Origin of the sequence: Enterobacter sp. 03-F-07-AD-ECC, from assembly GCF_047530935.1 — a bacterium.
In the GTDB taxonomy this organism is placed as follows: Bacteria; Pseudomonadota; Gammaproteobacteria; order Enterobacterales; family Enterobacteriaceae; genus Enterobacter; species Enterobacter cloacae.
Window position 1 is genome coordinate 158,852 of sequence record NZ_JBLKBZ010000008.1, and the last position, 26,929, is coordinate 185,780.

Genomic DNA, 26,929 nt, shown 5'->3' on the forward strand with positions numbered 1-26,929 from the left:
TATGTTCAACGAACAAACCGTCACAGAAAATGGAATTATCGATCGTTTAATAGGTTTAAGCGAGGTCAAGTGGACATACTGCCATGGCGAAAACTTGCCCAAACAAGCGCAGGATATATTCGTTGATCAGTGGCTAAAAGACGCCCTTTGTTCGTTAAACCCTGATATCGGCAGACAACCTGACTATGCCGATGAGGTCATTTACAAACTGCGAGGAGTGGTTTTAGAAGCCCGTCATACAGGTTTGGTAAAGGCCAATGAAAACTTCCAGGAATGGTTGATGGCTGACAAAACCTTGCCGTTTGGCGAGAATGGCGACCATATCACCATCAATCTAATTGATTTTGAGCACATAGAGAACAACCACTTTGTGGTGGCACAGCAGGTCCACTATATCGCGGCCACTGAAGTCTATTTTGATATTGTCCTGTATGTGAACGGCATACCGTTGGTAGTGGGCGAAGTTAAAACCGCAACGCGGCCTAGCGTGACCTGGCAAGATGGCGCCGCCGACTTTATGGGTGGCAAAAAGTACTACTGGAAAAACGTTGAATCTTTCTTTGTCCCCAACTTGCTGTGCTTTGCCAGCGAAGGAAAAACCTTTGCCTATGGCGCAATTAATGCCCGAGTTAAAGACTGGGGGCCCTGGCATAATACTGAGCTTCGTGATGAGATTCTGCCGGGATTAGCATCGGTACTCAACAGCTGCGAGAGTTTGTTAAATCCACAGACCTTATTGCAGCTACTGGAATCTTTCGCATTATTTTCAACCGTCAAAACGGGCAAAAATACTCCGCCTAAACGCGTTAAAATCCTGCCGCGTTATCCGCAATTTGAAGCAGCAAAACAAATCGTTGAGCGTGTTCGCAGAGGCTATCCAAAAAAAGGTCTGATTTGGCATTTCCAGGGGTCGGGTAAATCCTTGTTAATGCTTTACGCCGCCAAAATGCTGCGTGCCGATAATGCGTTAAAAAACCCGACGGTACTTATCGTTGTGGACCGGCGAGATCTGGACAGCCAAATTAATGAAACTTTTGGTGGGGCCGACGTTAAGAATCTGATTAAAGTGCAAAGCTGCAAAAAGTTGGGCGAATACATTGAGCAAGACAGCCGTGGCATTTTAATCACCACCATCTTTAAATTCAAAGATATCGAAATTGACGATAGCAACCCTAATGGCTTGAACAACCGTGACAACATCATTGTGTTGGTTGACGAAGCTCACCGGACTCAGGAGGGTGGATTAGGCGAGAAAATGCGCTGGGCGTTGCCCAATGCCCACTTCTATGGCCTGACTGGCACACCGATTTCTGGCATTGATCGTAATACATTCAAGTTGTTCGGTGCCGAAGAAGATCCTGGCCGCTATATGAGCCGCTATAGCTATAAGCAGTCGATCCGTGACGGCGCGACTAACCCGGTGAAGTTCGAACCTCGGTTGGCTGAACTCCGAGTGGATCGTAATGCTATCAACGAAGAATTCGAGCAACTTGCTACTGAAAACAACCTGGATGAAGAAGAAAAGGCAGCATTGTCCAGGCGTGCAGGCAAGCTGGCTATTATGCTGAAATCTCCCAGACGTATGGCTGCGGTGAGTAATGACATTGTTGAGCATTTTACCAGCCATGTTATGCCGAAAAAGATGAAAGGCATGGTGGTAGTGTATGATCGCGAAGCCTGTGTGCAGATGTATTATTTGCTCGGTGAAAAGCTCGGTTTTAATGCAGTTGAAGTGGTTATGAACGTTCACCAGGCTCCGGTTAAAGTTGAAGAGGGTGGCAAAAAAGATAAGCTCAATAAGGACTGGCTCAAATGGCATGACGAATTGGAGCTACCTGTTAAACAAGCCGATTTCGAACGCTGGCAGCACATCGATGCGGAAGAGCAGGTACAGAAGGATCTGATTGAATGCTTTAAAGATCCTGTGCATCCATTACAGCTTATCATCGTTACCGCCAAGCTGCTTACGGGCTTTGATGCGCCAATTTGCTACTGCATGTACCTCGATAAGCCTCTACGCGATCATACTCTTCTTCAGGCCATGTGCCGAACCAACCGGTTGTATGAAACCGATGATGTACGCAAGGACATGGGATTAATTATCGACTACCTCGGCGTTTTCGAAAATCTGCGTACCGCTCTGGCCTACAACCCTGATGAAATTGAAGGCGTTGTAGAGGGAATCGAGGCATTTAAAGAGCTATTGCCGTTACAACTGAATAAATGTCTGGCCTTCTTCCCTGGTGTGGATCGTTCCATAGAAGGTTTTGAAGGTATTATGGCCGCGCAAGAATGTCTGCCAACTAACGAGAAGCGTGATGAATTCGCTGCCAGCTTTGGAGTGTTATCTAAGTTATGGTCAGCTATCAACCCAGATCCTTTTTTGACCCCTTATCGTCAGGACTATAAATGGCTGGCGCAAATTTATGAATCGGTGCGTCCGGTGGGGCAGACAGGTGCGCTTGTTTGGGCTGTGCTTGGTCCTGAAACCATCAAAATGATCCATGAGCATACTGATATCAATCGTATTCGCGATGATATTGACGAGTTGATCATGGACGAGCACGCTATTTTTACCCTGACCGCTAAAGAACAGGAACAACGCGCCAAACGCCTGGAGATTGATCTTATGGGGCGTTTGCGCGGTAGCCATGATCCTAAATTTGTGGCATTGGGTGAGCGTCTGGAAAAACTGCGTCAGGACTATGAAGCTGGTGTTATCAAGGCTATCGACTGGTTGAAAGGTCTATTGGATGCTGCGAAAGATACCGTACAAGCCGAGCGCGAAACGGGCGAGCGCCCAGTAACTGAAGCTGATAATAAACAGGCTTTGACCAAGCTTTTCCTCGAAACACGCCCAGAAACTACTCCAAAGTTAATCGGTGATGTTGTTGAGCAAATCGATAAGATCGTTAAAGCAACCCGCTTCGATGGCTGGCAAAACTCCAACAGTGGCCCGCGTGAAATCCAAAAAGCGTTAATGCTCACTTTGACACAGTTCGGTTTAGGAAAAGATGGCGAGTTATTTCAAAAAGCTTATGGGTATATTGAAGAGCATTACTGATTTTATGGTTGAGAGATAAACCATGTAGCCAGAGAGATCGTTATATGTCTCTCTGGTTTATCTGTTAAATTATTTAATATTCTCTTTATTACAAAACGATTCACTTTATCTAATAGCTAGTGAAGTGATTTGAGTGTTTTGGCAATCTTCCATTTATTTATAACTATTGCCACTTTTAACAGTTTTCCATGAATGATTTCTTGAGGGATTATTCATGGAGTCAATTAATCATTTCGCTTTGCCATTAATAGTTGCTTATATCTGTGATATAGATTGCATTTATATTTTTGTTGTTTATATAAAATTAAAAGGTGATGAAGACAATGATATTTAACTCTGACTGGAATGAATTCTATGGAACTTATGAAGTTTGATGAAGTAATTAATTATTTAATTAAAAAGAAAAGAACATTCTCTTTATTAATGGGGAATGGTTTTAGTATGGCATATGATAGTGAAATATTTTCTTATAATGCACTTAGTAGATTTTTATCGTCAAGGGATGATCCATTAATTAATAAATTATTTGATGTTATAAAGACAAAAAATTTCGAAGTCGTTATGCAACAACTAGATACAACGCTTGCATTGCTCGAAGCCTTTGACTCCAGTAAAGCTCTTCAAGAAAGTATTAGAAATGCGAGCGATAAACTAAAAGCAGGATTGCTTAGCTCAATACATCAACTGCATCCTGAGCATGTTTTCAAAATACCTGAACACAAGGCTGAAGCATGTGCTACTTTTTTAAAGTTGTTTATTAATAGTGGTGGTCATATATTTTCAACTAATTATGATATGCTTCTTTATTGGGTATTAATGCGTCAACATATTGACAATGCAACTGATGGATTTGGAAGAGAACTTGAAAATACTGAAGAGGTGCTTCGTGGTGCAGAGGCTGAGTATGGTGATTTAATTTGGGGGCCTAATAAAGATCATCAGAATATCCATTATTTACACGGTGCGTTACATGTTTTTGATGTAGGGATTAATATTGAAAAAGAACAGTATAGTAATGATGGATTTCTAATAGAAAAAGTAAAGAAACGCCTTGAGGTTGGTGACTATCCAATATTCGTAACTGCTGGTAATGGAGACGAAAAACTTAACCATATCCGACATAACAGATACCTATCACATTGTTTTGAACAGTTGTCAAATTTGAACGGCTCGTTGATAACTTTTGGTTTTAATTTCGGTGAATATGATGAACATATTATTGATGCGATAAATAAAGCAGTCCATGCTCCTTCAAAAAGAGAACCTAAATTGTGGAGTATATACATTGGTGTTTATTCGGAAGCAGATGCTAAACATATTTTAAGCATAAAAGAAAAATTTCATGCTAAAGTTACTCTATTCGATGCCAAAACAGCTTGTGTTTGGGGGGGATAAAAATATTTTTTTTATTGATATAGTATGAAAGGGCTGTCTCAGCCCTTGAAAATATATTCCCTATGCCATTGTAAATAGTTGTATGAAGGTTTCGGCAATGCAATTATCCTTTCTGGTAAATTCAGTTTATCGCATGTTACAAAATCAAGGTGATTGCTTATCAGAACGTCACCTTCATTAGCGAATGAAATCTAGCCAGAGTCAAATAAAGTATCAATATGAGCCGCCAGCATGAGACCGTTATGTGGATCTAATCTTTCTTTCGCAGTTTGGCATGCGGACCAGGGCTTGATATGACTCGCTTTCAGTAATGGCTGAAAGATAATACCTGTTACAGGACAGGCGGGATACAGTCTCAGGCATTCTGCCCGGAAATTACCTTGTCCGATTCTGGCCTGAATCAATGCTGTTCGGGTTGTTTCGTCTATCGAGAGATCCTGAGTGATAATATCAATGTCTGGTTGAACGAGAGCGATACGGTCGTTCGGGCTTTCATTTACCTCAAATGGCTCAGGTGTTTCAAATCCCAGCTCTTGGAACAACGCAGAGTGAAATTCAACGGGTAAATATTGTTCAACCACCTGTTTTGCCAACGAGTCAATTAAGCGTTTCTTAACCTGTAATAGAGAAAAGGAAGCAACATCAAAGCCACCGTGCACGTTATTATCTAAGACCGTCTGCAGCCTCGGTTCATCAGGGCTTTTAAGTAGAGCAGGGTCTGTTCCTTCCAGTGCCCAGAAGCCATCATGCTTTAATCGCCAGAATGGCATAAGAACTTCATAGTTGCTGCGTTTTGGCCCGTAGCGTTTTAGCAAATCTCGTAGTTGATCTTGTATTTCAACCTGAAACTGGAAAAGCCGCTCATGGCCTTTCTTGTACTGGGAAAGAACGTACAGAACAAGTAAGGGTTTATTCAACGCTGGTGCTTTGTTGTACCAGGCTGTTTTCATCCCGGCAATTTTTTGACTAAGGGATTTTGCGATGGTCATAGTTCGGTTACAGGAGCCAGTAGTTTTGCGATGATGCTCGCAAAATCCAGCCCGATCAATCCAATTACACTATTTCTTTGCCAGTCCCTTTATTGGGGTTCGGTCAACAAGTGTCATGTTGTAATGGAGTGCTTTCGTCGCGAATGAATCTTGAGGAGATGAAAGCAGTCTATTGACGCCGATTGTCATTTTTTTTAGTGTGTTCGCAAGGTTCGCGCAGACCGGTCAGCCTGTAGACAAATTAGCCATCGCGCATATCAGATATTCATTTTTATCAGAGCATTCTTTTCCAGCTCTGTGTTTACAGGCCGCAGGGTATTACATAAAGGAAATGATATGCTTTCAGAATTAGCATTCAATGATGATGTCATTGATCTCCCGCCTCCAGAGAAAGAACAGCTTCGCAGACATGCTCGTTTTCTCAGAAATCACTGTAACGTTCCTCTTGGTCATGCACAGGAAATGGTCGCTTGGTTTTACCATGTCAAAAGTTGGAGTGATCTGACCACCCGGCATAGCCAAACGACAGATAGTACTACCGAGATTAAGTTAGCAGAAGTGCGAGAATCTCTGCAATCACATAGAAACAACATATCTGGGGCGGAGTTAGCCGAGCTTTTAGCTCTTAATGCGATGCCGGGTACATTAACTGAAGCTGTGGTGAGTCATCGCATAGCTCAGCTTAATCAGCATGATCTCATCCTGCTTTACCGTTATATTTATGACGAAGAGTATTGGGGAACAGCCGTACCTGTATCCTGGTCTAAAGGTCTACGAAGAGCTGACCGCTGCCTAATTTTATTGGCTAAGACAATAGGAAAAGAAGGCAAGGCCTCAATAATTAATCCACATCTATATTTCCCGTGGTTTGGCCTGCGAATGTATGGTTACTTAGAGGTTAACGGGTCCGAGCTAAATTATGATTGTACGGAATTGGATAGCTACTTTTTCCCCACTATTGATCGGATTGATGCGTTATTTCGTAGAGAGTGGTTTGTACCTTATTTTATCGGATTTGCTAGCTATCTCTTACAAACGTTAGAGCTATCCGGTTATTCAGGTCGTTTGTCATTCGGTAGAGTTCATAATGAAGGTTTGATTGAAAAAGCCGTCAGCGGAGTAACTAATAATTCTTTCCAGTACAAAAGATACAGTCTTAATGGCAATCAATTAACTGACGGACCGATTCAAAAATTAGTTGAAGAATTGCTTTCAATGGGAGGGAGTATCAACCCAGCCCGTCAACGGATTGAATTTAGTTTTGGTAAGGAGGTTTAACGGTATGGATTTAAATGTCCTGACAGAACTAAAAAATGCCTCTCCTTCCACTTATGGAGTGCTTATCATTGCATTTGTACTGTGCACTCTAGCCCGTCAGGGGTGTTTGTCCCGTCTGTCATCCCGTCAATCCTTTTGTTTATTAATGACAGCAATTAGCCTCATAGGCTTAAAATCATTTCTGCTATGAATAATTAATAGGCTTTGTTGATGATACACAGTATATCCTTTGATTAAGCCAGAAAGGCGTCTTAGGCGCCTTTCTAAAAGAATTGATGATTAATAGTTAATTGCTAATCCTGCATTTTATATGCAAAAGAAATTCGCCAACCAACTACCGGATGATTTCTGAAGCCCCCTCGCAAATTTCAAATTTACCCCACCCAAAACCGCTGTATTTATATTCAGCCCTGTATAATGGTCACCAGAAATTACGCCGAACGGCAAAGGAAGTATCGAGGAATATTTAAAGAGGAATTCGCGATATGAAGGTGCTGCAACACCCCCATACCGCTAACCACAACCAACTATAAGGGAGTTGAAAATGGCTGCGACGAATTTTAAGCCAGAGTTTACTATTTGCAAAACAGAATCAGACGCTTTCACCGGCATGATTGAAAACCGCGAGCTGGTACGCAAAAACAGCGCCCGCCGTCTTCACGGCAACCAGCCCAACGCGGCACCCATTCATCCCCGCGCGGAAACGCCGCAGGACAGTGCCGCCTGCTGCGAGCTGTATGCTCGCATAGACATGAAATATCTTCTACTGGGCGGAGACTGGTTAACCCGTGCAGGCTTTATCAACGATATGCCGGTGAAAATCCGCGCCATGAAAGACTGCATTGTGATTACGCCACAGCATACAAGAGAATTATGGGGATGCCTGGAAGGGATGAGTGTGGTGACCATAAATAAACAGAAAGTCGCACAGTGGTTAAAAACGTTTCCGGGCGCGTTGAATGACACCGGCGATATTCCGGTGATTAAGCGCAACGTCTGATAAATATCCCGGCCCTGCGCCGGGATTATTATTTATATCGCTCTCAAAACACCGGCACCCCCAGCCCCACCTTCACCTCCCTCAACGTTGTCTGCGTCACCCCTTGCGCCCGTTCGGTCCCGCGCTTCAGCATCGCCATCAGCTCCCCCTTGTCACGAATATACATCGCCCGGCGCTCCCGCATCGGCGCAATCAGCTCCTGCAAACACCCCTCCAGCTCGTTCTTGCACACCCGGTCGCCCAGCCCGCCCGCCTGATAGTGCTCCTTCATTGCCGCCACTTTGTCCTTGTCCGGATGAAACGCGTCGAGGTACGTAAACACCACGTTCCCCTCAATCTGCCCCGGGTCGCTCACCTTCAGGTGGTTCGGGTCGGTGTACATGGCGCTGACCGCACGATGAATGGTCTCTTCGCTGGCAGATAGGTGCAGCGTGTTGCCCAGCGACTTCGACATCTTGGCGCTGCCGTCGATGCCGGGCAGGCGGCTGGTGTCGCTCAGCATCGCCTTACAGTGGCGCAGCACCGGGGCGGGCAGCAGGCTGTTCATCTTGTGCACAATCTCGTTGGTCTGCTCAATCATCGGCAGCTGGTCGTCGCCGACGGGCACGCACTCGGCCTTGAACGCGGTGATATCCGCCGCCTGACTGATGGGATAGGCCATAAACCCGACCGGCAGCGAGCGGGCGAAGCCCTTCTGCGCAATCTCGTTTTTCACCGTCGGGTTACGCTCCACGCGGGCGACGGTGACGATGTTCATATACAGCATCGTCAGCTCAGCGAGGGCGGGCAGGGCGGACTGCAGGCAGATGGTAGTCAGGTTCGGGTCGATGCCGGCGGCGAGGTAGTCGGCCAGCACTTCGGGGATGTTGTCGCGGATCTTCTGCGGGTTGCTGCCGTTGTCGGTCAGCCCCTGCAGGTCGGCAATCAGCACAAACTGGTTGTGCGTCTGCTGCAGCGCCACGCGCTGGCGCAGCGATCCGACGAAGTGGCCAAGGTGCAGCGGGCCGGTTGGGCGGTCGCCGGTGAGGATGGTTTGCGGGTTCATAAAGACTCCTTAATGTGCAATTGCCGAAAGGGGTCTGAGATGTGAGAAAGCCGCCTTTCGGCGGCTATCTGAAAATGGGGAAAACTACTCCGTGCCGCCTTTAAGAAGGCAGCCACCAGCGGTTTACGGTGAGCACGGCGTGGTTTATGTTCATCTCTTTACCGTACCACGTCCGGCGCGAAAAACAAAAGGGCACGTCATGCTGCAATCACTCAACCATCTGACCCTCGCGGTCAGCGACCTGCAAAAAAGCGTCACCTTCTGGCACGAGCTGCTGGGGCTAGCGCTGCATGCCCGCTGGAATACCGGGGCCTATCTCACCTGCGGCGATCTGTGGGTCTGCCTGTCGTACGACGAGGCGCGCCAGTATGTGCCGCCGCAGGAGAGCGACTACACCCATTACGCGTTTACCGTGGCGGAAGCGGATTTTGAACCGTTCTCGCACAGGCTGGAGCACGCGGGCGTCACCGTCTGGAAGCAGAACAAAAGCGAGGGGGCGTCGTTCTATTTTCTCGATCCGGACGGGCACAAGCTGGAGCTGCACGTGGGCAGCCTCGCCGCGCGGCTGGCGGCGTGTCGCGAGAAGCCCTATGCGGGCATGGTGTTTACCTCAGACGGGGCTTGAGGCGCGTGCCTTCAGCCTGCCCGCCAGCGTCACGTGCGTGGCGGCATCTTCCTGATTACACAGGTACTCCACCGCCAGCCGTCCCAGCTCGCTGTAGGGCAGCTGGATACTGGTCAGCGGCGGGGTGAGCTGCTCGGAGATCTTCTGGTCGTCGTAGCCCGCCAGCAGCATGTCCTGTGGGATGCGCACGCCGTTCACCGCCAGCGCCTGATAGCAGCCAATCGCCAGCCAGTCGCTGGCGCAGAAGATGGCGTCCGGGCGCTCGGCCAGTTCCAGCAAGGAGGTGGTGGCGGTAAAGGACTCGCTGAACTGCCAGTTGGTCTGGCGCACCAGGCCGTCGTCGCACGCGAGTCCGGCCTGCTGCAGCGCCGCCTGGTAGCCTGCCAGACGCTGGCGGGAGGCCTCCATCCAGCTCTCGCCGGTGATGTGGGCGATGCGCGTGGCCCCGCAGGCGATGAGATGTTTCGTCACCTGGAAGGCGTTGGCGTAGTCGTCCGGGATAAACGACGGCAGCAGCGGCGAGCCGGGGTCGCGCTGGTTGAGCAGCACCAGCGGGATGCGGGTGCAGTCCTGGAATGCCGTCATGTCCACCAGCGTGGTGACCGGGGAGGCGAGAATAATCCCGATGCAGTTGCGCTTCTCCAGCTGGCGGATGATGTTCAGCGCCAGCTCGATGTCGTCGCCGTAGTCGTAGACGGTGAGCAGGGTCTCGTTGCGCCACGCCGCTTCCCGCGCCTGGCTGATGGCGTCGATAAACGGGTCGAAGCTCTGCATGGAGCTCACCAGCAGGGCGATCTCTTCCTGGTTGCGCGGGGCGTGAACGGCGGGGAGGCGGTCGTAGCCGAGCTCAGTGGCCACGTTAATCACCCGCTGGCGGGTGTCGTCGCTGAGCTTGATGTTGCGGGACTGGTTAAGCACCAGCGATACCGTCGCCTGCGACACCCCTGCCGCCCGCGCAATATCGTTCATCGTCACTTTCGTTTTTCGCTTCATCCGTCCTCTCCCTTTCGCGATTTCGCATCATACCCTAACCGCACGCTTTAGCGCCGTCGATCACGTTTCTCATTCATCGAAGCGTGAACTTTGTGAGGGCCGTCGCTTTTCTAAACGCCGTGATTTGCGCATTTATCCCGCGGCTAATATTTATTAGCTAAATATTATCAGTAAGAGGATGCGTAATGAAAGAGCAGTGGAGCAGGGAGCAGGCACAGGCGTGGTATCAGCAAAAAGGCTGGCTGTGCGGGTTTAATTACCTGCCGTCGACGGCGGTGAACTGGACCGATATCTGGCAGGAAGAGACCTTCGATGCCGCCACCATCGATCGCGAGCTGGGCTGGGCGGCGGAGGCGGGTTATAACACCCTGCGCATCAACCTGCCGTTTATCGTCTGGGAGCACGACCGCGACGGGCTGATGGCGCGCATCGACCGCTTTTTGACGATTGCCGACGGTCGCGGCTTCAGCACCATGCTGACCCTGATGGACGACTGCGGCTTCTCCGGCGACGAGCCGTACCTCGGCCCGCAAAAGCCGCCGGTACCGGGCAAGCACAACAGCCAGGCGGCGGCGAGCCCGGGGCGCGACAAGGTGTGCGATCCTGACTGCTGGCCGCAGATTGAGCGCTATATCCGCGACGTTGTCCGCCAGTTCCGCGACGATAAGCGCGTGCTGCTGTGGGATCTCTATAACGAGCCGGGCAACCGCGGCATTTTCGCGACCGGCACGCAGGAGGTGCAGTACGACGCGAAGCTGGAGACCTGCGCGCACGAGTTGATGAAGCTGGCGTTCCAGTGGGTGCGTGAAGAAGACCCAACCCAGCCGCTCACCGTCTGCGCGTGGCGTCTGCCGCCGGAAGAGGAGGGCGAGACGTTCTTCCAGCATCCGCTGGACCAGACCGCACTGGCACTCTCGGACGTGGTGAGCTTCCACGCCTACACCCACACTGGCCGCATGACGGCGATTATTCAGCAACTGCAAAAGCTTGGTCGACCGCTGTTCTGCACCGAATGGCTGGCGCGCCACGTTGGCAGCACCATTGAGGAGCAGCTTCCGCTGATGTACGCGGCGAAAGTCGCGCCGTATCAGTGGGGGCTGGTGCGCGGCAAAACCCAGACGTGGCTGCCGTGGCCGGTGGTGATGAAGGAGTCCACGGACTACTGCCGCCTCTGGTTCCACGACGTGTTTGAGGAGAACGGCATTCCGTTCTCACGCCGTGAAATCGCATTAATGCAGCAGTTGCGCAAGATCGCCCCGAAAGTCCAGGGCTAATAATATTGACCCGGCGGCCGACCGCCGGGCAACCAGGCAGGCATATAACAATGGCAATGACAATGAAAATACCGTCTCGCGAGTTGTGGTCTTATTTTGGCTATGGTTTAGGTCAGTGTTTTAGCTTTGGTTTAGTAGGTTCGTTTATTAACTATTTTTACACCGACGTGCTGGGGATCTCGGCGCTGGCGGCCAGTACCATCTTCCTGATTGCCCGCGCGTGGGACGCGGTTCACGATCCGCTGTTTGCCAGCATTATGGACACCATTAACAGCCGGTTCGGCAAGTTTCGCCACTTTTTGCTGATTGCGCCGCTGCTGATCACCGGCGTCACGCTGCTGTCGTTCTATAAAATCGAAGCAGACATGACCACCAAAATCCTCTACGCCGGGGTGACGTATATCCTGTGGGGGACGCTGTATGCCATCTCCGATATCCCGTTCTGGTCGATGTCGTCGGTGATGACCAACGACTCCGCCCAGCGCACCCGCGCGGTGACGGCGGCGATGCTTGGGGTGAACGCGGGCATTGCCTGCGCCAACATCTTCTTCCCGAAGCTGGCGGCGTTTTTCGCCCAGTACAGCAACGATAAAGGCTACTTTATGGCGGCGCTGGTGATGATGCTGGTGGGCCTGCCGCTGATGCTCAACGGCTTTATGCAGATCAAAGAGCGCGTGCCGCCGAGCCCGGAAAAGGTGACCATCCGCGACACCTTCCACAACCTGCGCCAGAACAAGCCGCTGTTTATTGTCCTGCTGTCGTTCTTTTTCTGCGTGTTCCACAACGTGGCGGGCGGGCTGTATATCTACTTCTTTATCAATAATCTGGGCGACGGCAGCCTGCAGATGGCGATTGGCGTGATGGGGATTGTGGCGGCGGTGCTGTGCCTGGTCGCCCCGATGCTGACGCGCCGGATGCAGAAGCGGAAGCTGTTTATGATCCTCTGCGGGCTGGACGTGGCGGTGCGCGTGGTGATGTGGTTCATCGGCTATCAGCAAGTGACGATGCTGTTCATTCTGCTCGGCCTGAGCACGCTGTTCGTGATGATGACCAACATCCTCACCTCGTCGATGATTGCCGACACCATTGAGTACGCGGAGTACCACACTCACAAGCGCTGCGCGGCGATCACCTTCTCCGGGCAGACCTTTACCGGCAAGATGTCGGTGGCGGTGGGCGGTGGGTTAATCGGCGTGTTTCTGACGATGATCGGTTACGTGCCGCAGGCGCAACTTCAGAGCGAAGGCGTGCTGTCGGGGCTGTTCTTCGGGATTTGTTTGTTACCGGCGATTGGCTCGTTGATCCGCATGGGCTTTATGTCGCGCTTTACCTTTACCGAGGAGAAGCATGCGGAGATTTGTCGGCTGCTGGCGGAGCGGAACGCGTCTGCGAAAGCGCCGGGTGGCGGCTGCGCCTTACCCGGCCTACAGAAAATTACAGCGACTTCACAAACGCCAGCAGATCTTCGTTGAGCTGGTCCTGGTGGGTCAGCGCGAAGCCGTGCGGCGCGTTGTCGTAAACCTTCAGCGTGGCGTTTTTGATCATCTCTGCCGCCAGCTTGCCGGTGCTTTCAAACGGCACGATCTGGTCGTTGCTGCCGTGGAGCACCAGCGTCGGCACGTCGAATTTGGCCATAACGCGGTGAGCCCGGGCAGAAGCATGATCCTCCGCTTACGGTGAATTGATTAAGTAGCGCCCGCGCTGCGGGCGTTTCTTAAAAAGCTACTTGATATCATGAAGCAACTTTAATAAAAGGCTATCACCGGTAGATTTAATTTTCTGAAAATAAACAGGTTCAGCTATAGGCGAATCCCATTGGTGTATCTCATCCTTCTTAAACGGGATACATTTCATAGCGGTGTTTTTTAACCGTTTTATGCGAAGGTCATATTCGTCAAAGTTGTCTGGCGTAGTTTTCAGGCTCAGCGATCTGGCATGATTGATTTGCGTAGGGCAAATAAGCTGAATGTTTCCAAGCGAGAAAATGTTTACGCCGGTGATAAAGAATCTCGAAGGGATATCTTTATAGTAACGTGTGTTCCATGTTAAACCATCAAACATCGCTGGCGGGTGAGTTTGAGTATCTATGTAATATTGATGTGTGCGCCAGTCGCTAATGCCGGAAAGGTTCATGGTCATGTTAATGATCATATTGGGGGTGGGGCGGAAAATCATTGTCAGGACAAGCATGCTGACAGGAATAATGATTAATGTATAAATGATTATTTGCAATAAATTTTTATTTTTCTTTTCGTTTATCAGGATCATTCCTGGGAAGATACCCACAATAATCATCGCGACCGAGAGTGCAAGGAAAATGATAACCTGTAAGAAAGTATTACTTTCTTCGTTAAAATCTAGCTGACCCGCGATAAAAATGAGTGGGAAGATTTGTGTAAAAGCAGGGGCAATCAATAACAGAGGCAGCCAGTTCCTGACGGCGTTTTTCTGCAAATATTTTACATCACGCGTATCATCAACATCCTTATATGACTGAACGTTGAACATAAGCTTGTAGCATAAGCCATACGATGCGGCCAGTATTATTGCTATCGCTAAGGCAAGAACGATAAAACCATTTACATGCAGAAAAAATTGTAAGCAGAACGCTCCGATAAGCACAACGCACATCACAACGCTATTACCAAAACAGACTGAGGTAAAGCTATGTGTCAAACCTTCGTATTTAACAAACTCTTTCTCATGTGCAGTGTAAATTAAGTAAGCAAGGAAAGATGAGATAAAAATGACAAGGCTGAAGCCAAGTAGCGAGACAAGGGTAAACCCAAATATTATTCCTACTGCGCTACTCACGCTCAACGCATCATATAAAATATCAAGCCGGTCAATATTCGCAAGATAGAACCATATAACGCTAAATGTACAGGCTGTGACAAATGAAGAGGATGTTAAAATAGCGATGATAAACTTTCGAGTTAGCCGCTTATGAAACTGGATATTCATCTTATGTAGTCTCCCTTCGAAATGAAGGAATACTAGTCACAAGGGAGAGGGAGTTCTACGCTCAAATTTGGTATGTCCGGAAGTGCATCTTCAGGCTGACGCCTTCTGGCGTCAGCCCCGGGAACTTACAGCGACTTCACAAACGCCAGCAGATCTTCGTTGAGCTGGTCCTGGTGGGTCAGCGCGAAGCCGTGCGGCGCGTTGTCGTACACCTTCAGCGTGGCGTTTTTGATCATCTCTGCCGCCAGCTTGCCGGTGCTTTCAAACGGCACGATCTGGTCGTTGCTGCCGTGGATCACCAGCGTCGGCACGTCGATTTTCGCCATATCCGGGCGGAAGTCGGTTTCGCCGAACGCGGTCACGCAGTCGATGGTGCCCTTCAGTGACGCCAGCAGGGCGATGTTCAGCGTCTGGGTCAGGGCACCGGCAGAGACGGTCTGCCCGGCATTGATGCCGTAGAACGGCGTGGCGAAGTCGCTGATGAACTGTGCGCGATCTTTACGCAGTCCGTCGCGAATACCGTCGAACACGCTCTGATCCACACCCTGCGGGAAGGTGTCCGATTTACCGAAGATCGGCGTGACCGCGCCCAGCAGCGCCAGACCGGCCACGCGTGCGCTGCCGTAGTTATTGATGTAGCGGGTCACATCGCCACCGCCCATGGAGAAGCCCACCAGCGTCACGTCCTGCAGGTCCAGGGTGGTAATCAGGTCGTTGATATCGGACGCAAAGGTGTCGTAGTCGTAGCCGTTCCACGGCTGATCCGAGCGGCCAAAGCCGCGACGGTCAAAGGCGATGGCGCGGAAGCCGCGTTCGGCCAGATAGTTCAGCTGGCTGTCCCACATGTCGCCGTCCAGCGGCCAGCCGTGGCTGAAGAGAACCGGTTTACCCGCGCCGCAGTCTTTGTAGTAAATCTGCGTGCCGTCTTTTGCCTTAAACGTTGCCATAGTGTGTTCCTGTACAGGTGATGGTTATGGTTATACCGGCGCGACCAGGTAGCGAATAGCCGGTGATGTTGTGCCCTGATGAAAAGCCAGAACGCGGCTCTGCAGCAGGAGGTCATTCATGGTGTGGCGCTCCTGCTGGCGCAGATGCTCAATCCAGGAGCCCATCAGGAAGGTCTCGATAAACAGTCCGGGGCGTTCGATATCCTCATACACCGCCCAGCTCATCGCTCCGGCGCGGCGGCGCACCCGGCGCAGCTCGTGCACTGCCTGCAAAAACGCTTTCGCGTTGTGCGGGTCGATGATGTACTCGTGCGACACCAGCACCGGGCCGCGCTCGTTCGGCAGGTCGATCTCGATGCCGTCCAGCGGCTGGCCGCTGAGGTCGAGATTTAAATCAGGATCTTTCTCCAGCTTCCAGCGGAACACCGTCGCGCTCGCCAGCACCATTCCCAGCGTGGCGACCACCAGCGAAGCCGGGGTGCCAAACTGCGAAGCGATCTGTCCCCAGAGGGCGCTGCCGGCGGTCATCGAGCCGAAGAACACCGTCAGATAAACCGCCAGCGCGCGGGCTTTCACCCAGCGTGCCGCACTGCGCTGCGCGCCGAGGTTGAGGGTGGAAAGCACCGCAATCCACGCGAAGCCGGTGAAAAACTCAAACAGGTTCAGCAGCCAGAAGTGGCGCACGAACGCCAGCGCCAGCATGGTAAGAGCAAACGTCAGGCTGGCGGCCACCATCAGACGGTCGGCGTTCAGCCGCTGGCGCAGCCGCGGCAGCAAAATAGCCCCGGCAATTGCCCCCAGGCCAATGCACGCCAGCATCACGCCGTAGCCCGCCGGGCCTAAACCCAACTCGCGGCGCGCCACCAGCGGCAGCAGGGCCCAGCCCGCGCTGCCGAAAACGAAGAAGGCCACCGTGCGCACCAGCACGTTGCGCAGCACCGGCGCGGCGTGCACGTAACGGATGCCAGAGCGCACCGCCGAGAAGAAGTGCTCCGGCGGCAGACGCTGCACTGTCGGTGCGGGACGCCAGCGCCACAGCACCCATGCCACGCCGACCACGGAGAGCGCGTTCAGGACAAACACCATCCACGGCCCGGCCAGTGACAGCAGAAAACCGCCCAGCGCAGGGCCAATCGCCCGGCTGATGTTCACCCCGAGCGAGTTGAGCGCCACGGCGGCACCCAGCTCCGGCTTGCTCACCAGGTCGGGCACCACCGCCTGGAACGGCGGCGAGCTCATCGCCGCCCCCACGCTCAGCAGAAACGTCGTCACCAGCAGAACCGCAGGCGTGACGTGGCCGGTGAAGGAGAGCACCGCCAGCCCGGCGGCGGCGATGAACACCCACAGCTGGGAGAAAAGCAGGTATTTACGTCGGTCGACGATGTCCGCCATCACCCCTGAGGGCAGGGCGAAGAGGAACATTGGCAGGCTACTGGCCGCCTGTACCAGCGCGATATCCAGCGGATCGGCGCTCAGGCTCAGCATGCTCCAGTTAATACCGACGTCGCTCATCCATGAGCCGACGTTAGAGACCACCGTGGCGATCCACAGCATGCGGAATACCGGCTGGCTAAGCGGCTGCCAGGGCGAAACCGTCGGTGCGGGCGTCGTTTCGACGTGGGCGTCACGAACGTCGTTAACCTGGGTCATGCAAATTTCTCCGTTACCTTACGCTGCAGCCGCCACTGGCCCGGCCCGGTCAGGGCAAGGGTGGTGAAGATAATCAGCAGCAGCCAGCCAAACTGCCCTTCGGCAATCGACCAGTTGGGGTGAACCGCCAGCATCGCCACCAGCAGCACGGCAATAATCGGCAGGCACGCCAGGCGGGTGTAGACACCCGCAATGATAAATAGCGGACAGATCACCTCGGCGACAATCGCCGGGATCAGGCTCGCCCAGGGCCCGAAGCCGAACGGATCTTCAATGCGTGTCAGCTCTTCGCTGAAGTGCAGCACCTTCGGCAGGCCGTGTACGTACAGCAACAGCAGGCTGCCGGTGAGACGCAGGAAAAACAGCCCCAGGTCGACCCGGGGCGGAGCAAAGGTGTTTTTCATCAGAATGCAAAGCAGCTGCAGCCCAGCGCCCCCCAGAATGCGTTATCGTCCGACACCGGTATCTCTGACGTGCGCGCAAAATCATGCTGGTGGCTGTGCACCCCGCACGGGCCGCTGCAGTGGTGGACGGCATTCATACCCACGCGTGTGGCCTGCGGCGGCGCGCTGCGGTAGTGGCCCGGCACCTTCACCACCGGGGACCACTCGGGAAGAACCGGAATGGCAGGCGGGGCCAGCGGGCCAAAGCTGCCTGCGGCGTAGACGATATCGCCGTTGACCACCGTCAGGACGGATTCGATGCCCTTGATCTCCTCTTCCGGCACGCGGAAGTAGTCTTTGCTCAGCACCGCCAGGTCGGCGAGCTGGCCGACCTTAATCTGCCCCTTCTGGTTTTGTTCGCTGGAGAACCATGCGCTGCCTTGGGTCCAGAGCATCAGGGCGGTGTCGCGGTCCAGACGGGCGCTGTGATCGTACATCTGCATCCCGCCGACGGTGCGGCCAGAGACCAGCCAGTAGAGGGCGGTCCACGGGTTATAGCTCGCCACGCGGGTGGCATCGGTGCCTGAGCCCACCGGTACGCCGGTCTCCAGCATTTTTGCCACCGGTGGCGTATGGCGGGTGGCTTCAATGCCGTAGCGCTCGGCAAAGTATTCGCCCTGGAAGGCCATGCGGTGCTGCACGGCAATGCCGCCGCCGAGCGCTTTGATGCGGTCGATGTTGGCCTGGGTGACAGTCTCCGCATGGTCGAAGAACCAGTGCAGGCCGTTAAACGGAATATCGCGGTTAACTTTTTCGAACACATCCAGCATGCGGCTGATGGACTCGTTGTAGGTGGCGTGCAGGCGGAACGGCCAGCGGTGCTCAACCAGATGGCGCACCACGCGCTCCAGCTCATCCTCCATGCCCGGCGCGAGGTCAGGGCGTGGTTCGAGGAAATCTTCAAAATCGGCGGCGGAGAAGACCAGCATCTCGCCCGCGCCGTTATGGCGGAAGAAGTCGCTGCCCTGGCCCGGCGTGAGCATGTCGGTCCATTTCTCAAAGTCTTCCAGCTCGTGGCCCGGACGCTGGGTAAAGAGGTTGTAGGCGATGCGGACGGTCATCTGCTTCTTCTCGTGCAGCTCGGCAATCACCTCGTAATCTTCCGGGTAGTTCTGGAAGCCGCCGCCCGCGTCGATGGCGCTGGTCAGACCCAGACGGTTCAGCTCGCGCATAAACTGGCGGGTGGAGTTAACCTGCTGCTCCAGCGGCAGCTTCGGCCCTTTGGCCAGCGTGGCGTAGAGGATCATGGCGTTCGGACGGGCGATCAGCATCCCGGTCGGGTTGCCGTTGGCGTCGCGCTGGATCTCGCCGCCCGGCGGGTTTGGCGTGTCTTTGGTGTAGCCAACCACCTTCAGCGCGGCGCGGTTGAGCAGGGCGCGGTCGTAGAGGTGCAGGATAAAGACCGGGGTATCCGGCGCGGCGTCGTTAATTTCGTCCAGGGTTGGCATGCGGCGTTCGGCAAACTGGAACTCGCTCCAGCCGCCCACCACGCGCACCCACTGGGGCGATGGCGTGCGCAGGGCTTGTTCTTTCAGCATCCGCAGGGCATCGGCCAGAGACGGCACGCCTTCCCAGCGCAGCTCGAGGTTGTAGTTCAGCCCGCCACGAATGAGGTGCAGGTGGGAGTCGTTCAGGCCGGGGATGGCGGTGTGGCCTTTTAAATCCACCACTTTAGTGCCGTCGCAGTGGTGTTGCATCACCTCGGCGACGGTACCCACTTCCAGAAATTTTCCGTCGCGCACGGCGACGGCTTCCGCCACAGGATTCTCGCGATCGACGGTGTGAAACTGGCCGTTAACCAGAATGAGATCGGCTTTTCCAAGGGTAACCATAACTGCTCCTGACTGAGAGGGGAATGGTCAGGATTATGGGAACCGGTTTCGGCAAAGATCCAGTTATACAATAGGATAGGTATACCAAAGTATAACTATACCTAAGGTTAACTATACGAAGAGATAATTACGCACAGGCGCAGAAGGCCGCAGGATGGGGGCGACTTTATCGGCGTGGCACTCACGGCGATTTCACCCTTAACCACTGGAAAATGCTATGACCTCTTCAAAGCTCGAAGTATTAACCCCTGCGAACTGTCAGATTATTTTCATCGACCACCAGCCACAGATGGCGTTTGGCGTGCAGTCTATTGACCGCCAGGTGCTGAAAAACAACACCGTGGCGCTGGCGAAAGCGGCCAAAGTGTTCAACATCCCGACCATCATCACCACCGTAGAGACTGAAAGCTTCTCCGGTAACACCTACCCGGAGCTGCTGGACGTGTTCCCGGGCCAGGACATTCTGGAGCGTACCTCCATGAACTCCTGGGACGACCAGAAGGTACGCGACGCGCTGAAAGCCAACGGCAAGAAGAAGGTGGTGGTTGCCGGTCTGTGGACCGAAGTGTGCAACAACAGCTTTGCCCTGTGCGCAATGCTGGAAGGCGACTACGAAATTTATATGGTGGCGGACGCGTCTGGCGGTACCACCAAAGAAGCCCACGACTTTGCCATGCAGCGCATGATCCAGGCGGGCGTGATCCCGGTGACCTGGCAGCAGGTGATGCTGGAGTGGCAGCGCGACTGGGCGCGTAAAGAGACCTACACCGCGGTGATGGATATCGTGCGCGAGCACTCCGGCGCGTACGGCATGGGCGTGGATTACGCTTACACCATGGTGCACAAAGCGCCGTCTCGCCAGAAGAGCGAGCACCGTACCTTAGCGCCGGTCCCGGCCCGCTAAGTCCCGGCGGCAGGCTGGTCCCTCATCCGGCCTGCCACTGACTGCTTTCTGGAGTTCTCTATGAGTACAGGGTTGATATCCCTTGCGGCAGGCGTGTTGATCGGCCTGATGTATGCCGCGCTGAAGGTACGCTCCCCCGCGCCGCCCGCGCTGGCGCTGATTGGCCTGCTGGGGATGCTGGCCGGGGAGCAGGCGACGCGCCATCTGTTAGCCCGCGACAGCGTGGTCAGCGCTCCGGCAGTGGTTCACCATCCGGCAGGAGAGTCATCATGAAGGACTGGATAATTTCGCTGGTGTGCGGCGTGCTGGCTGGGGTAATTTACGCTCTGCTCAACGTCCACTCTCCGGCACCGCCGGTTGTCGCCCTGCTTGGCCTGTTTGGTATGCTGGTGGGCGAACAGCTGATCCCGGTGGGACGTCGCATACTGAATCGCGAACCGCTGACTCTGGCCTGGTTTCGTCACGAGTGTGTGCCGAAAATCAGCGGCACGGCGCCTCCCGCGCCCGTGAAGGAAAACCGCGACGTTTAATGATTTTTTGAGGAATAACAGCATGACGCTGCCGTGGCGCATTGCCATCATTGATGACGAACGTTCTGTCCGCAGCGGGCTGAGTAACCTCCTGGAGTCGGAAGGGTATGCGACCGACACGTTTGATTCGGCAGAGGTGTTTCTGAGCCACCCGTTCGCCCTGTCCGGCGCGGCGCTGGTGATCACCGATATCAAGCTGCGGGGCATGAACGGCCTGGAGCTGTTTGAAAAGCTGCGGCTGCTGGCCGCCCCGCCTCCCCCCGTGCTCTTTATCTCCGGTCATGCTGATGAAAATATGCAGCGGTACGCTCTTGATATGGGCGCCGCTGCATTTTTGCGTAAGCCTATTAACATCGATATTCTGCTGGATCATATTCAGCGGGAGCTGGCCCGCCGACAATAAGGATCGCGGATGAACGAAAACGAGCTGCCTGCATTCTGGCCCGCCCAGGGAAATCTCCATGATGGGCGGGTTTTTGTCCTTAAAGAGGATGTCATTTTTACCGTGCTGGCGCAGGAGGGCGGGATCTCCTGGATGAACGCCCGACATCCTCATTCTGGCGGCTCCTTTATCATTGCCACCGCGGTCAGCGACGAAGAAGAAGAGCGGGCCACCCGGCTGCTCAAAAATGAGTTTGCGTTGCGCGATCACCTGCAGGACAGCTGGGCCGTTCGCGCCGTGGCCTCCACCCAGTACCGGGGGCGTTTTGCACTGGTGTATGCGCCATTTTCGTTTGAGCTGCTGGCGCGACGCGCGGGCAGGGCGATCTCGGGGATCGCCCGGTTTATCGAGCTGGCGATCCAGATCAGCACGCCGCTGCGTCAGATGCACCTGCAGAACCTGATCCACGGCGATATCAAGCCCGGCAATATCTTTGTTCATCACGATTCAACCTGCCGTCTGGGCAGCTTTGGCCTCTCATGCAGTATCTCCGGGGCCTTTTCCCAGACCCGGCTGGCCGTCTCTGGCGGTACGCCCGCCTATATGTCCCCGGAGCACACCACCCGCACACAGCGGGCCGTCGATTGCCGCAGCGATCTCTACAGCCTGGGCATTGTGCTTTATGAGCTCCTGACCGGACGCCTGCCGTTTGAGCTCGGCGAGAACGAGCAGACCAACTGGGCGCATTACCACATTGCCTCTGAGCCGCTCTCTCCCGCCGTGTTGCGCCCGGATGTGCCCGACATGCTGTCGACCATCATCCTCAAGCTGCTGGAGAAGCAACCCGATAACCGCTACCAGACCGTCGACGGGCTGATTGCCGATCTTCGACGCTGTCAGGCGACGTTAACCTCCGAAGGCGAGATCGTCGCCTTTACGCCAGGCCAGCAGGACCGGACGCCGGCGATCCATCTGGCGGACTCCCTGTTTGCGGCGCATCCGCAGGCAAACGACGTCATCGCCGCGTTTGAGCGGGTGGGGCAAAACATTGTGCCGGAGCTGGTGACGATCGGCGGGCCGTCGGGGATCGGTAAATCCTCGATTATCGCCACGGCGCTAAAAACGTTGCAGCAGCGCAGGGTGCTGCTGGCGGTGGGCAAGGTCGATCAGTTTTCGCCGACGTTACCCTACGGCGTATTAAGCTCGGCGTTTCGCACCCTGACGCTGCACCTGCTCGGGCTGCCTGCGGAAGAGGTGGCGAAGTGGAAAATCCGCCTCTCGCGCGCCCTGGAAGGATATGAAGAGCTGGCCGTCAGCCTGGTGCCCGAGCTGGGGTTGCTGCTGGAGAGTAAACCTCGCTTCTCGGCAGATACATTTTCCATTGATGCCCGGGCCCGCTTCAGCCATATGGTGCTGGCGCTGGTTAAAACCTTTGCCTCGCAGGGCTGTCCGCTGGTCTTGCTGCTTGACGATCTGCAGTGGAGCGACGCCGCCAGCCTGCAAACGTTGAAGCACCTGCTGGCGACCTGCGGTGCCATTCCGCTATTGCTGGTGGTGGCGCACCGGGACATCGCCTCGTTGTCCGATCCCGCGTTACAGCAGCAGCTCGCGAGCCTGCCGGCGTCGGCGCAACACGCCATCGAGATTATCCCGCAGCCGCTGACGGTGAAGGCGGTAGCACGCTGGCTGGGCACGCTGTTTCGCGTGCGCAGCGCCACAACAACCGATCTCGCCACGCTTATCCACGAAAAAACCGGCGGCAACCCGCTGTTCGTGCATGAGTTTTTCCGCCGCATTGTTGATGACGGGCTGGTGGTGCATAACAAGTATCAGGACAAATGGCAGTACGATCTGCAGGCGATCCGCGCCCGGCATTACACCGAAAATGTCGTCACCCTGGTGCTGGAAAAGCTTGAAGAGATGCCCGACGAGACGCGTCGTCTGCTGGGCAGCATTGCCTGTCTTGGCGGCACGGGCGAGCTGGAGATGTTGTGCCGCGTGGTCGGGATGTCTGTGGTGGAAATCCGTTATGCGCTGCACCCGGCGGTGATGGCGCAGCTGATTGTGCTGACGGAAAAAGCGTATGCCTTTACCCACGACAGGGTGCAGGAGGCTGCTTTCGCACTGCTGGATCAGCGTGAGAGGAGCCACCTGCACCTGACCACCGCCAGCCTGCTGGCCGAGGCCGCGCGTCAGGCGGCGGGGAACGAACTGCTGTTCCGCGCCGTGCACCACGTGACGGCCGCGCTGGACAGCATTCAGCCTGCGCCGCAGCGCCAGATGTTCCGCGAACTCAGCCTGCTGGCCGCACGGCGGGCGAAGCGCACCGGCGATTATCATTCGGCCCTGAGCTACATTCAGACCGCCAGAGCGCTGGGCAATGCCGGGGCGGTGTCTGACTTTATGCTCGACATCGAAGAGGCGGGCTGTGAATTTGCGCTCGGCCACCTGGAGCGAACCCGCGAGCTGTGTGACGCGATCCTCGGCTGCCCCGGCGGGCTGACTGAAAAAGCGCTGGCGGCTAACCTGCTGGTGGAAGTCTACATTCGCCAGTCGGACAGCCGTCTGGCGCTGGAGGCGGCGCTGTGCTGGCTGGGGATTTTTGGTATCCAGATCAGCCACTACCCGGAAGACGTCGAGTGCGACGAAGCCTGGAAACACTTCTGCAACCGCGTGGGTGACGCGCCGCAACAGCATTTTGTCCAGCTCTCGCAGATGGACAACCCGCAAACCGAAGCGGTGATGAACCTGCTGTATAGCGCCAGCATTTGCGCCAGCTTTATCTGTCCGCGCCTGCACTTTTTGTTGCTCTGTCGCATGATGCACCTGACCCTCGACCACGGTATCACCGGCGCCTCCACCACGGCGATGGCCTGGTTTGGCGTATTGATTGGCCAACGCTACGCCGAGTATCGCCTTGGTTTCCAGTACGGCACGCTGGCCCGCGAGCTGGTAAACCGTCACGGCTACGATGCCTTTGAAGCCAAAACCCTGCTGCCGCTCGATCAGCTCAGCGTCTGGACCCAGCCGCTGTCATTCACCATCGAGTGCGCCAAAGCCTGCTTTACCGCCGCCGTCACTCACGGTGATATGACGGTGGCCTGCTTTGCGGCCTGCCATCAGGTGATCAACTTCCTCTCGCGGGGCGATCATCTGGACGGGGTGCTGACCAGCATCGATCGCGGTCTGGCCTTTGTCCGTAAAACCCACTTCCAGGACATCGAAACGATTTTGATGCTCCAGCGCGGCTACGTTGAGTTTCTGCGTACGCCGGTCATCGGCACCTGGAGCGCCGCGCAGGTGCTGCCTGAAGCGATGCTGCCAGCGGCGCCTGAGCAGGCCCCGGAGCAGACCTCGACCATGCTGTTCTGGTACTGGCTGTACCGTGGGATGGCGCACTTTACCTGCGGGGAGTATGCCGCCGCGCAGGCGGAGCTGGAGCAGGCGGGCTGGTTCGCATGGTCTGCGCCAGGCCACATTCACCTGCTGGATTACCATCTCTACAGCGCCCTGTCGCTTTCCAGACAGCTGACGCCGGAGACCTTCTCGGCGAATCACCGTCGCAGCATTCACGCCCACTACGACAAAATCGCCCTCTGGGCGCGGATTAATCCGGGCACGTTTGCCGACAAAGAGGCGCTGATTTACGCCGAAATCGTGCGTCTGGACGGGATGAACAGCATTGCGCTTGAGCAGTATGAGAAAGCGGTGCGCCTCTCGCGGGAGGGCGGTTTTAATCCGCTGAACGCGCTGGCCCACGAGCTGGCAGGGCGCTTTGCCCTTGCCTGCGGCTATCCGACCGCATCGGACGCCCACTTCCGCGGGGCGATCGCCGCGTGGGGCCGCGCCGGTGCACAGGCAAAAGTGCGCCAGCTTGAGCAGGATTTCCCGCATCTTCTGAGCTCCGCCCAGGCCAGCGCGTACGACACGGTGGCTTTCGCGCAGAATGAAGTGATTCGCGATCTGCAAAGCGTGATCAAGGCGTCACGCGCGCTGTCTGAAGAAATTAACCTTGAGCGGTTGATCGAAAACCTGATGACGCTGCTGCTTGAAAGAGCCGGGGCGCAGCGCGGTCTGCTGCTGCGCGTGAGCGACAACCATATCCCGGAGATCGAGGCCAGCGCGTGGACCAGTACCGACGGCGTGCGGGTGCGGATCCTGAAAGAGGTCCCGATGGCGACCGATATGCCGCTGTCGGTGCTGGCGGCGGTGATCCGCACCGGGCAGGAGATCCGCACCGGCAAGCCGGAAGAGTTCCACCCCTTCAGCCAGGATCCTTATCTCGTGACCTCGGGGGCGGCCGTGATGTGCGTCCCGATGTTCAAACAGGCGCGTCTGGTGGGCGTGCTCTACCTGGAAAATCGCCTGATGCCGGAGGTCTTTACCGCCGAGCACTCCCGCGTGGTGAGCCTGCTGGGGGCGCAGGCGGCGGTCTCGCTGGAGACGGCGCGCCTGTATGCCGAGCTGCTGGCGGAAAACATCCAACGTCGTCGCGTGGAGAAAGAGCTGCGATCCAGCCAGACCTCGCTGATGCTGGGCGAGCAGATCAGCCACACCGGCAGCTGGCGCTGGGAGCTGGAGCAGGATCTGATGTTTATCTCCGAGGAGTACGCCCGAATCCTCGGCCTGCCTGAACAGCAAAAGAAGATCTCCATGGCGGAGTTTTTGACCTTTGTGCATCAGGATGATTACGCCCGGATCAGTACCATCGTCACCCAAAGCGTACGCGAAGGGCTCTCCATGCGGGCGGAGTTCCGCATTAACCGTACCGATGGCTCACCCCGCTATATTCTCGGGATTGGCGATCCGGTGGGCGTGGGCAGCGAGGTGAACGAGTATTACGGCATCATCACCGACATTACCAGCCAGCGGGCGGCGGAAGATGCGATGCGGGTGGCGCAGGCAGATCTGGCGCGCGTTTCCCGGGCGACCACCGTCGGGCAATTGACCTCTTCCATTGCCCATGAGATCAACCAGCCGCTGATGTCGATCGTCTCCAACGCCGGGGCGAGCCTGCGCTGGCTCAACCGGGAGCCAGCCCGGCTGGATAAAGTGCGTGAAGGGCTGGAGGAGATCGCCGCTGAAGGGGCGCGGGCGGGGGAGATCATCCGCAGCATTCAGTCCCTGACGCGCAAGCAGGATCCGACCTTCTCACGCATCGATCTGCACTACCTGGTCCACCATATCATCGCGCTGTCGCGCAGCGAGCTTGAGCAGCGACACATTAGCGTCGATTACCTTTTGCAGGCGCAGGACAGCTTTATCACTGGCGACAGCGTGCAGATCCAGCAGGTGCTGCTCAACCTGGTGATGAACGCGGTAGAGGCGATGGCCGAGGTGAAAGATCGCTCTTGCACCATCACCATCAGCACCAGCAATGCAGAAGGGAGAGTGCTGGTGGAGATAGCCGATACCGGCAGCGGCATAGAGCCTGAGCGGCTGGAGAAGATTTTTGACTCGTTCTATTCCACCAAAGCGCAGGGCATGGGGATGGGGCTGACCATCAGCGCCAGCATCATTGAGCGGCACTGCGGGAAACTGAGCGCGCGCCGCCGGGAGCCGCACGGCACCGTCTTTGCCTTTACGCTGCCGCTTGCGGCACAGGAAGGGTAAC

The 26,929-nt window shown here is 55.0% G+C and carries 20 protein-coding genes and 1 pseudogene; 12 read left to right on the top strand and 9 right to left on the bottom strand.

Going from position 1 to position 26,929, the window contains the following annotated elements; genetic code table 11:
• Position 1 precedes the first annotated feature (1 nt).
• Both ACMWKA_RS14660 and ACMWKA_RS14665 read left to right on the top strand, forming a co-directional pair.
• Positions 2-3,064 (top strand): type I restriction endonuclease subunit R, encoded by a 3,063-nt coding sequence (locus ACMWKA_RS14660; RefSeq protein WP_414760370.1) that lies wholly within the window; start codon positions 2-4, stop codon positions 3,062-3,064.
• Positions 3,065-3,418: 354 nt separating this feature from the next.
• Positions 3,419-4,459, top strand: a complete 1,041-nt coding sequence (locus ACMWKA_RS14665) for a DUF4917 family protein (protein ID WP_080338048.1) — start codon at positions 3,419-3,421, stop codon at positions 4,457-4,459.
• Between the two features lie 191 nt (positions 4,460-4,650).
• On the opposite strand, the gene ACMWKA_RS14670 is transcribed toward ACMWKA_RS14665, so the two are convergent.
• Complete coding sequence (locus tag ACMWKA_RS14670) at positions 4,651-5,448, bottom strand: HNH endonuclease (RefSeq protein ID WP_414760371.1); 798 nt, start codon at positions 5,446-5,448, stop codon at positions 4,651-4,653.
• Positions 5,449-5,784: 336 nt separating this feature from the next.
• On the opposite strand from ACMWKA_RS14670, the gene ACMWKA_RS14675 reads away from it, so the two are divergent.
• Entirely contained in the window at positions 5,785-6,726 is a 942-nt protein-coding gene (locus tag ACMWKA_RS14675; protein WP_414760372.1) for a hypothetical protein, read from the top strand.
• 544 nt (positions 6,727-7,270) lie between these two features.
• Positions 7,271-7,726 carry a SymE family type I addiction module toxin gene (locus tag ACMWKA_RS14680; protein ID WP_414760373.1) on the top strand — a complete coding sequence of 152 codons (456 nt, stop codon included), beginning with the start codon at positions 7,271-7,273 and terminating at the stop codon, positions 7,724-7,726.
• Positions 7,727-7,769: 43 nt separating this feature from the next.
• Here the strand turns inward: ACMWKA_RS14680 and trpS are convergent, their stop codons facing one another.
• The gene (trpS, locus tag ACMWKA_RS14685; protein WP_414760374.1) at positions 7,770-8,771 is read right to left on the bottom strand and encodes a tryptophan--tRNA ligase; all 1,002 of its coding nucleotides are present in this window, start codon (positions 8,769-8,771) and stop codon (positions 7,770-7,772) included.
• A gap of 199 nt (positions 8,772-8,970) precedes the next feature.
• On the opposite strand from trpS, the gene fosA reads away from it, so the two are divergent.
• Positions 8,971-9,396, top strand: a complete 426-nt coding sequence (gene fosA, locus ACMWKA_RS14690) for a FosA/FosA2 family fosfomycin resistance glutathione transferase (protein ID WP_414760375.1) — start codon at positions 8,971-8,973, stop codon at positions 9,394-9,396.
• Here the strand turns inward: fosA and ACMWKA_RS14695 are convergent.
• On the bottom strand, positions 9,382-10,389 hold the full coding sequence (locus ACMWKA_RS14695) for a LacI family DNA-binding transcriptional regulator (RefSeq protein ID WP_095455098.1): 1,008 nt from the start codon (positions 10,387-10,389) through the stop codon (positions 9,382-9,384). The two genes, fosA and ACMWKA_RS14695, sit on opposite strands and share 15 nt — an antisense overlap.
• Before the next feature lie 185 nt (positions 10,390-10,574).
• Here ACMWKA_RS14695 and ACMWKA_RS14700 point away from each other — a divergent pair, with 185 nt between their 5' ends.
• The gene (locus ACMWKA_RS14700; protein WP_414760376.1) at positions 10,575-11,663 is read left to right on the top strand and encodes a cellulase family glycosylhydrolase; all 1,089 of its coding nucleotides are present in this window, start codon (positions 10,575-10,577) and stop codon (positions 11,661-11,663) included.
• 50 nt (positions 11,664-11,713) lie between these two features.
• The gene (locus ACMWKA_RS14705; protein WP_058679386.1) at positions 11,714-13,135 is read left to right on the top strand and encodes an MFS transporter; all 1,422 of its coding nucleotides are present in this window, start codon (positions 11,714-11,716) and stop codon (positions 13,133-13,135) included.
• On the opposite strand, the pseudogene ACMWKA_RS14710 reads toward ACMWKA_RS14705, so the two are convergent.
• The 6 genes and pseudogenes from ACMWKA_RS14710 to ACMWKA_RS14735 form a co-directional block, all read right to left on the bottom strand.
• Positions 13,098-13,310 (bottom strand): annotated as a pseudogene (locus ACMWKA_RS14710) (alpha/beta fold hydrolase); the annotation flags it as partial. The gene ACMWKA_RS14705 and the pseudogene ACMWKA_RS14710 overlap by 38 nt on opposite strands.
• A gap of 75 nt (positions 13,311-13,385) precedes the next feature.
• Complete coding sequence (locus ACMWKA_RS14715) at positions 13,386-14,627, bottom strand: hypothetical protein (protein WP_046887639.1); 1,242 nt, start codon at positions 14,625-14,627, stop codon at positions 13,386-13,388.
• A 125-nt stretch (positions 14,628-14,752) separates the two neighbouring features.
• Positions 14,753-15,574, bottom strand: a complete 822-nt coding sequence (locus tag ACMWKA_RS14720) for an alpha/beta fold hydrolase (RefSeq protein ID WP_014830493.1) — start codon at positions 15,572-15,574, stop codon at positions 14,753-14,755.
• Between the two features lie 30 nt (positions 15,575-15,604).
• Positions 15,605-17,224 (bottom strand): MFS transporter, encoded by a 1,620-nt coding sequence (locus ACMWKA_RS14725; protein WP_062856482.1) that lies wholly within the window; start codon positions 17,222-17,224, stop codon positions 15,605-15,607.
• Positions 17,221-17,628, bottom strand: coding sequence for a DoxX family protein (locus ACMWKA_RS14730; protein WP_020687449.1), 408 nt, complete (start codon positions 17,626-17,628; stop codon positions 17,221-17,223). Before ACMWKA_RS14730 ends, ACMWKA_RS14725 begins: the two co-directional genes overlap by 4 nt.
• Positions 17,628-19,499 (bottom strand): amidohydrolase, encoded by a 1,872-nt coding sequence (locus ACMWKA_RS14735; protein WP_414760377.1) that lies wholly within the window; start codon positions 19,497-19,499, stop codon positions 17,628-17,630. The genes ACMWKA_RS14730 and ACMWKA_RS14735 overlap by 1 nt, the downstream gene beginning before the upstream one ends.
• 217 nt (positions 19,500-19,716) lie before the next feature.
• Here ACMWKA_RS14735 and ACMWKA_RS14740 point away from each other — a divergent pair, with 217 nt between their 5' ends.
• Genes ACMWKA_RS14740 through ACMWKA_RS14760 form a run of 5 tightly spaced genes read left to right on the top strand, consistent with a single transcriptional unit; the run spans position 19,717 to position 26,928 of the window.
• The gene (locus ACMWKA_RS14740; protein ID WP_013095411.1) at positions 19,717-20,403 is read left to right on the top strand and encodes a hydrolase; all 687 of its coding nucleotides are present in this window, start codon (positions 19,717-19,719) and stop codon (positions 20,401-20,403) included.
• A 60-nt stretch (positions 20,404-20,463) separates the two neighbouring features.
• Positions 20,464-20,676, top strand: a complete 213-nt coding sequence (locus ACMWKA_RS14745) for a DUF1427 family protein (RefSeq protein WP_062856485.1) — start codon at positions 20,464-20,466, stop codon at positions 20,674-20,676.
• Positions 20,673-20,933 (top strand): XapX domain-containing protein, encoded by a 261-nt coding sequence (locus ACMWKA_RS14750; protein WP_248031887.1) that lies wholly within the window; start codon positions 20,673-20,675, stop codon positions 20,931-20,933. The genes ACMWKA_RS14745 and ACMWKA_RS14750 overlap by 4 nt, the downstream gene beginning before the upstream one ends.
• A gap of 22 nt (positions 20,934-20,955) precedes the next feature.
• Complete coding sequence (locus tag ACMWKA_RS14755; protein ID WP_038981732.1) at positions 20,956-21,336, top strand: response regulator transcription factor; 381 nt, start codon at positions 20,956-20,958, stop codon at positions 21,334-21,336.
• 9 nt (positions 21,337-21,345) lie between these two features.
• Complete coding sequence (locus ACMWKA_RS14760; RefSeq protein WP_414760378.1) at positions 21,346-26,928, top strand: ATP-binding protein; 5,583 nt, start codon at positions 21,346-21,348, stop codon at positions 26,926-26,928.
• Position 26,929: the final 1 nt, after the last annotated feature.

Bases quoted from the DNA above. Each gene is read 5' to 3' on its own strand.
- ACMWKA_RS14745 (WP_062856485.1), top strand. From the start codon at position 20,464: ATGAGTACAGGGTTGATATCCCTTGCGGCAGGCGTGTTGATCGGCCTG.
- ACMWKA_RS14720 (WP_014830493.1), bottom strand. From the start codon at position 15,574: ATGGCAACGTTTAAGGCAAAAGACGGCACGCAGATTTACTACAAAGAC.
- ACMWKA_RS14680 (WP_414760373.1), top strand. From the start codon at position 7,271: ATGGCTGCGACGAATTTTAAGCCAGAGTTTACTATTTGCAAAACAGAA.
- ACMWKA_RS14760 (WP_414760378.1), top strand. From the start codon at position 21,346: ATGAACGAAAACGAGCTGCCTGCATTCTGGCCCGCCCAGGGAAATCTC.
- ACMWKA_RS14750 (WP_248031887.1), top strand. From the start codon at position 20,673: ATGAAGGACTGGATAATTTCGCTGGTGTGCGGCGTGCTGGCTGGGGTA.
- ACMWKA_RS14705 (WP_058679386.1), top strand. From the start codon at position 11,714: ATGGCAATGACAATGAAAATACCGTCTCGCGAGTTGTGGTCTTATTTT.
- ACMWKA_RS14740 (WP_013095411.1), top strand. From the start codon at position 19,717: ATGACCTCTTCAAAGCTCGAAGTATTAACCCCTGCGAACTGTCAGATT.
- ACMWKA_RS14730 (WP_020687449.1), bottom strand. From the start codon at position 17,628: ATGAAAAACACCTTTGCTCCGCCCCGGGTCGACCTGGGGCTGTTTTTC.
- ACMWKA_RS14675 (WP_414760372.1), top strand. From the start codon at position 5,785: ATGCTTTCAGAATTAGCATTCAATGATGATGTCATTGATCTCCCGCCT.
- ACMWKA_RS14735 (WP_414760377.1), bottom strand. From the start codon at position 19,499: ATGGTTACCCTTGGAAAAGCCGATCTCATTCTGGTTAACGGCCAGTTT.
- fosA (WP_414760375.1), top strand. From the start codon at position 8,971: ATGCTGCAATCACTCAACCATCTGACCCTCGCGGTCAGCGACCTGCAA.
- ACMWKA_RS14725 (WP_062856482.1), bottom strand. From the start codon at position 17,224: ATGACCCAGGTTAACGACGTTCGTGACGCCCACGTCGAAACGACGCCC.
- ACMWKA_RS14700 (WP_414760376.1), top strand. From the start codon at position 10,575: ATGAAAGAGCAGTGGAGCAGGGAGCAGGCACAGGCGTGGTATCAGCAA.
- ACMWKA_RS14665 (WP_080338048.1), top strand. From the start codon at position 3,419: ATGGAACTTATGAAGTTTGATGAAGTAATTAATTATTTAATTAAAAAG.
- ACMWKA_RS14695 (WP_095455098.1), bottom strand. From the start codon at position 10,389: ATGAAGCGAAAAACGAAAGTGACGATGAACGATATTGCGCGGGCGGCA.
- ACMWKA_RS14660 (WP_414760370.1), top strand. From the start codon at position 2: ATGTTCAACGAACAAACCGTCACAGAAAATGGAATTATCGATCGTTTA.
- trpS (WP_414760374.1), bottom strand. From the start codon at position 8,771: ATGAACCCGCAAACCATCCTCACCGGCGACCGCCCAACCGGCCCGCTG.
- ACMWKA_RS14670 (WP_414760371.1), bottom strand. From the start codon at position 5,448: ATGACCATCGCAAAATCCCTTAGTCAAAAAATTGCCGGGATGAAAACA.
- ACMWKA_RS14755 (WP_038981732.1), top strand. From the start codon at position 20,956: ATGACGCTGCCGTGGCGCATTGCCATCATTGATGACGAACGTTCTGTC.
- ACMWKA_RS14715 (WP_046887639.1), bottom strand. From the start codon at position 14,627: ATGAATATCCAGTTTCATAAGCGGCTAACTCGAAAGTTTATCATCGCT.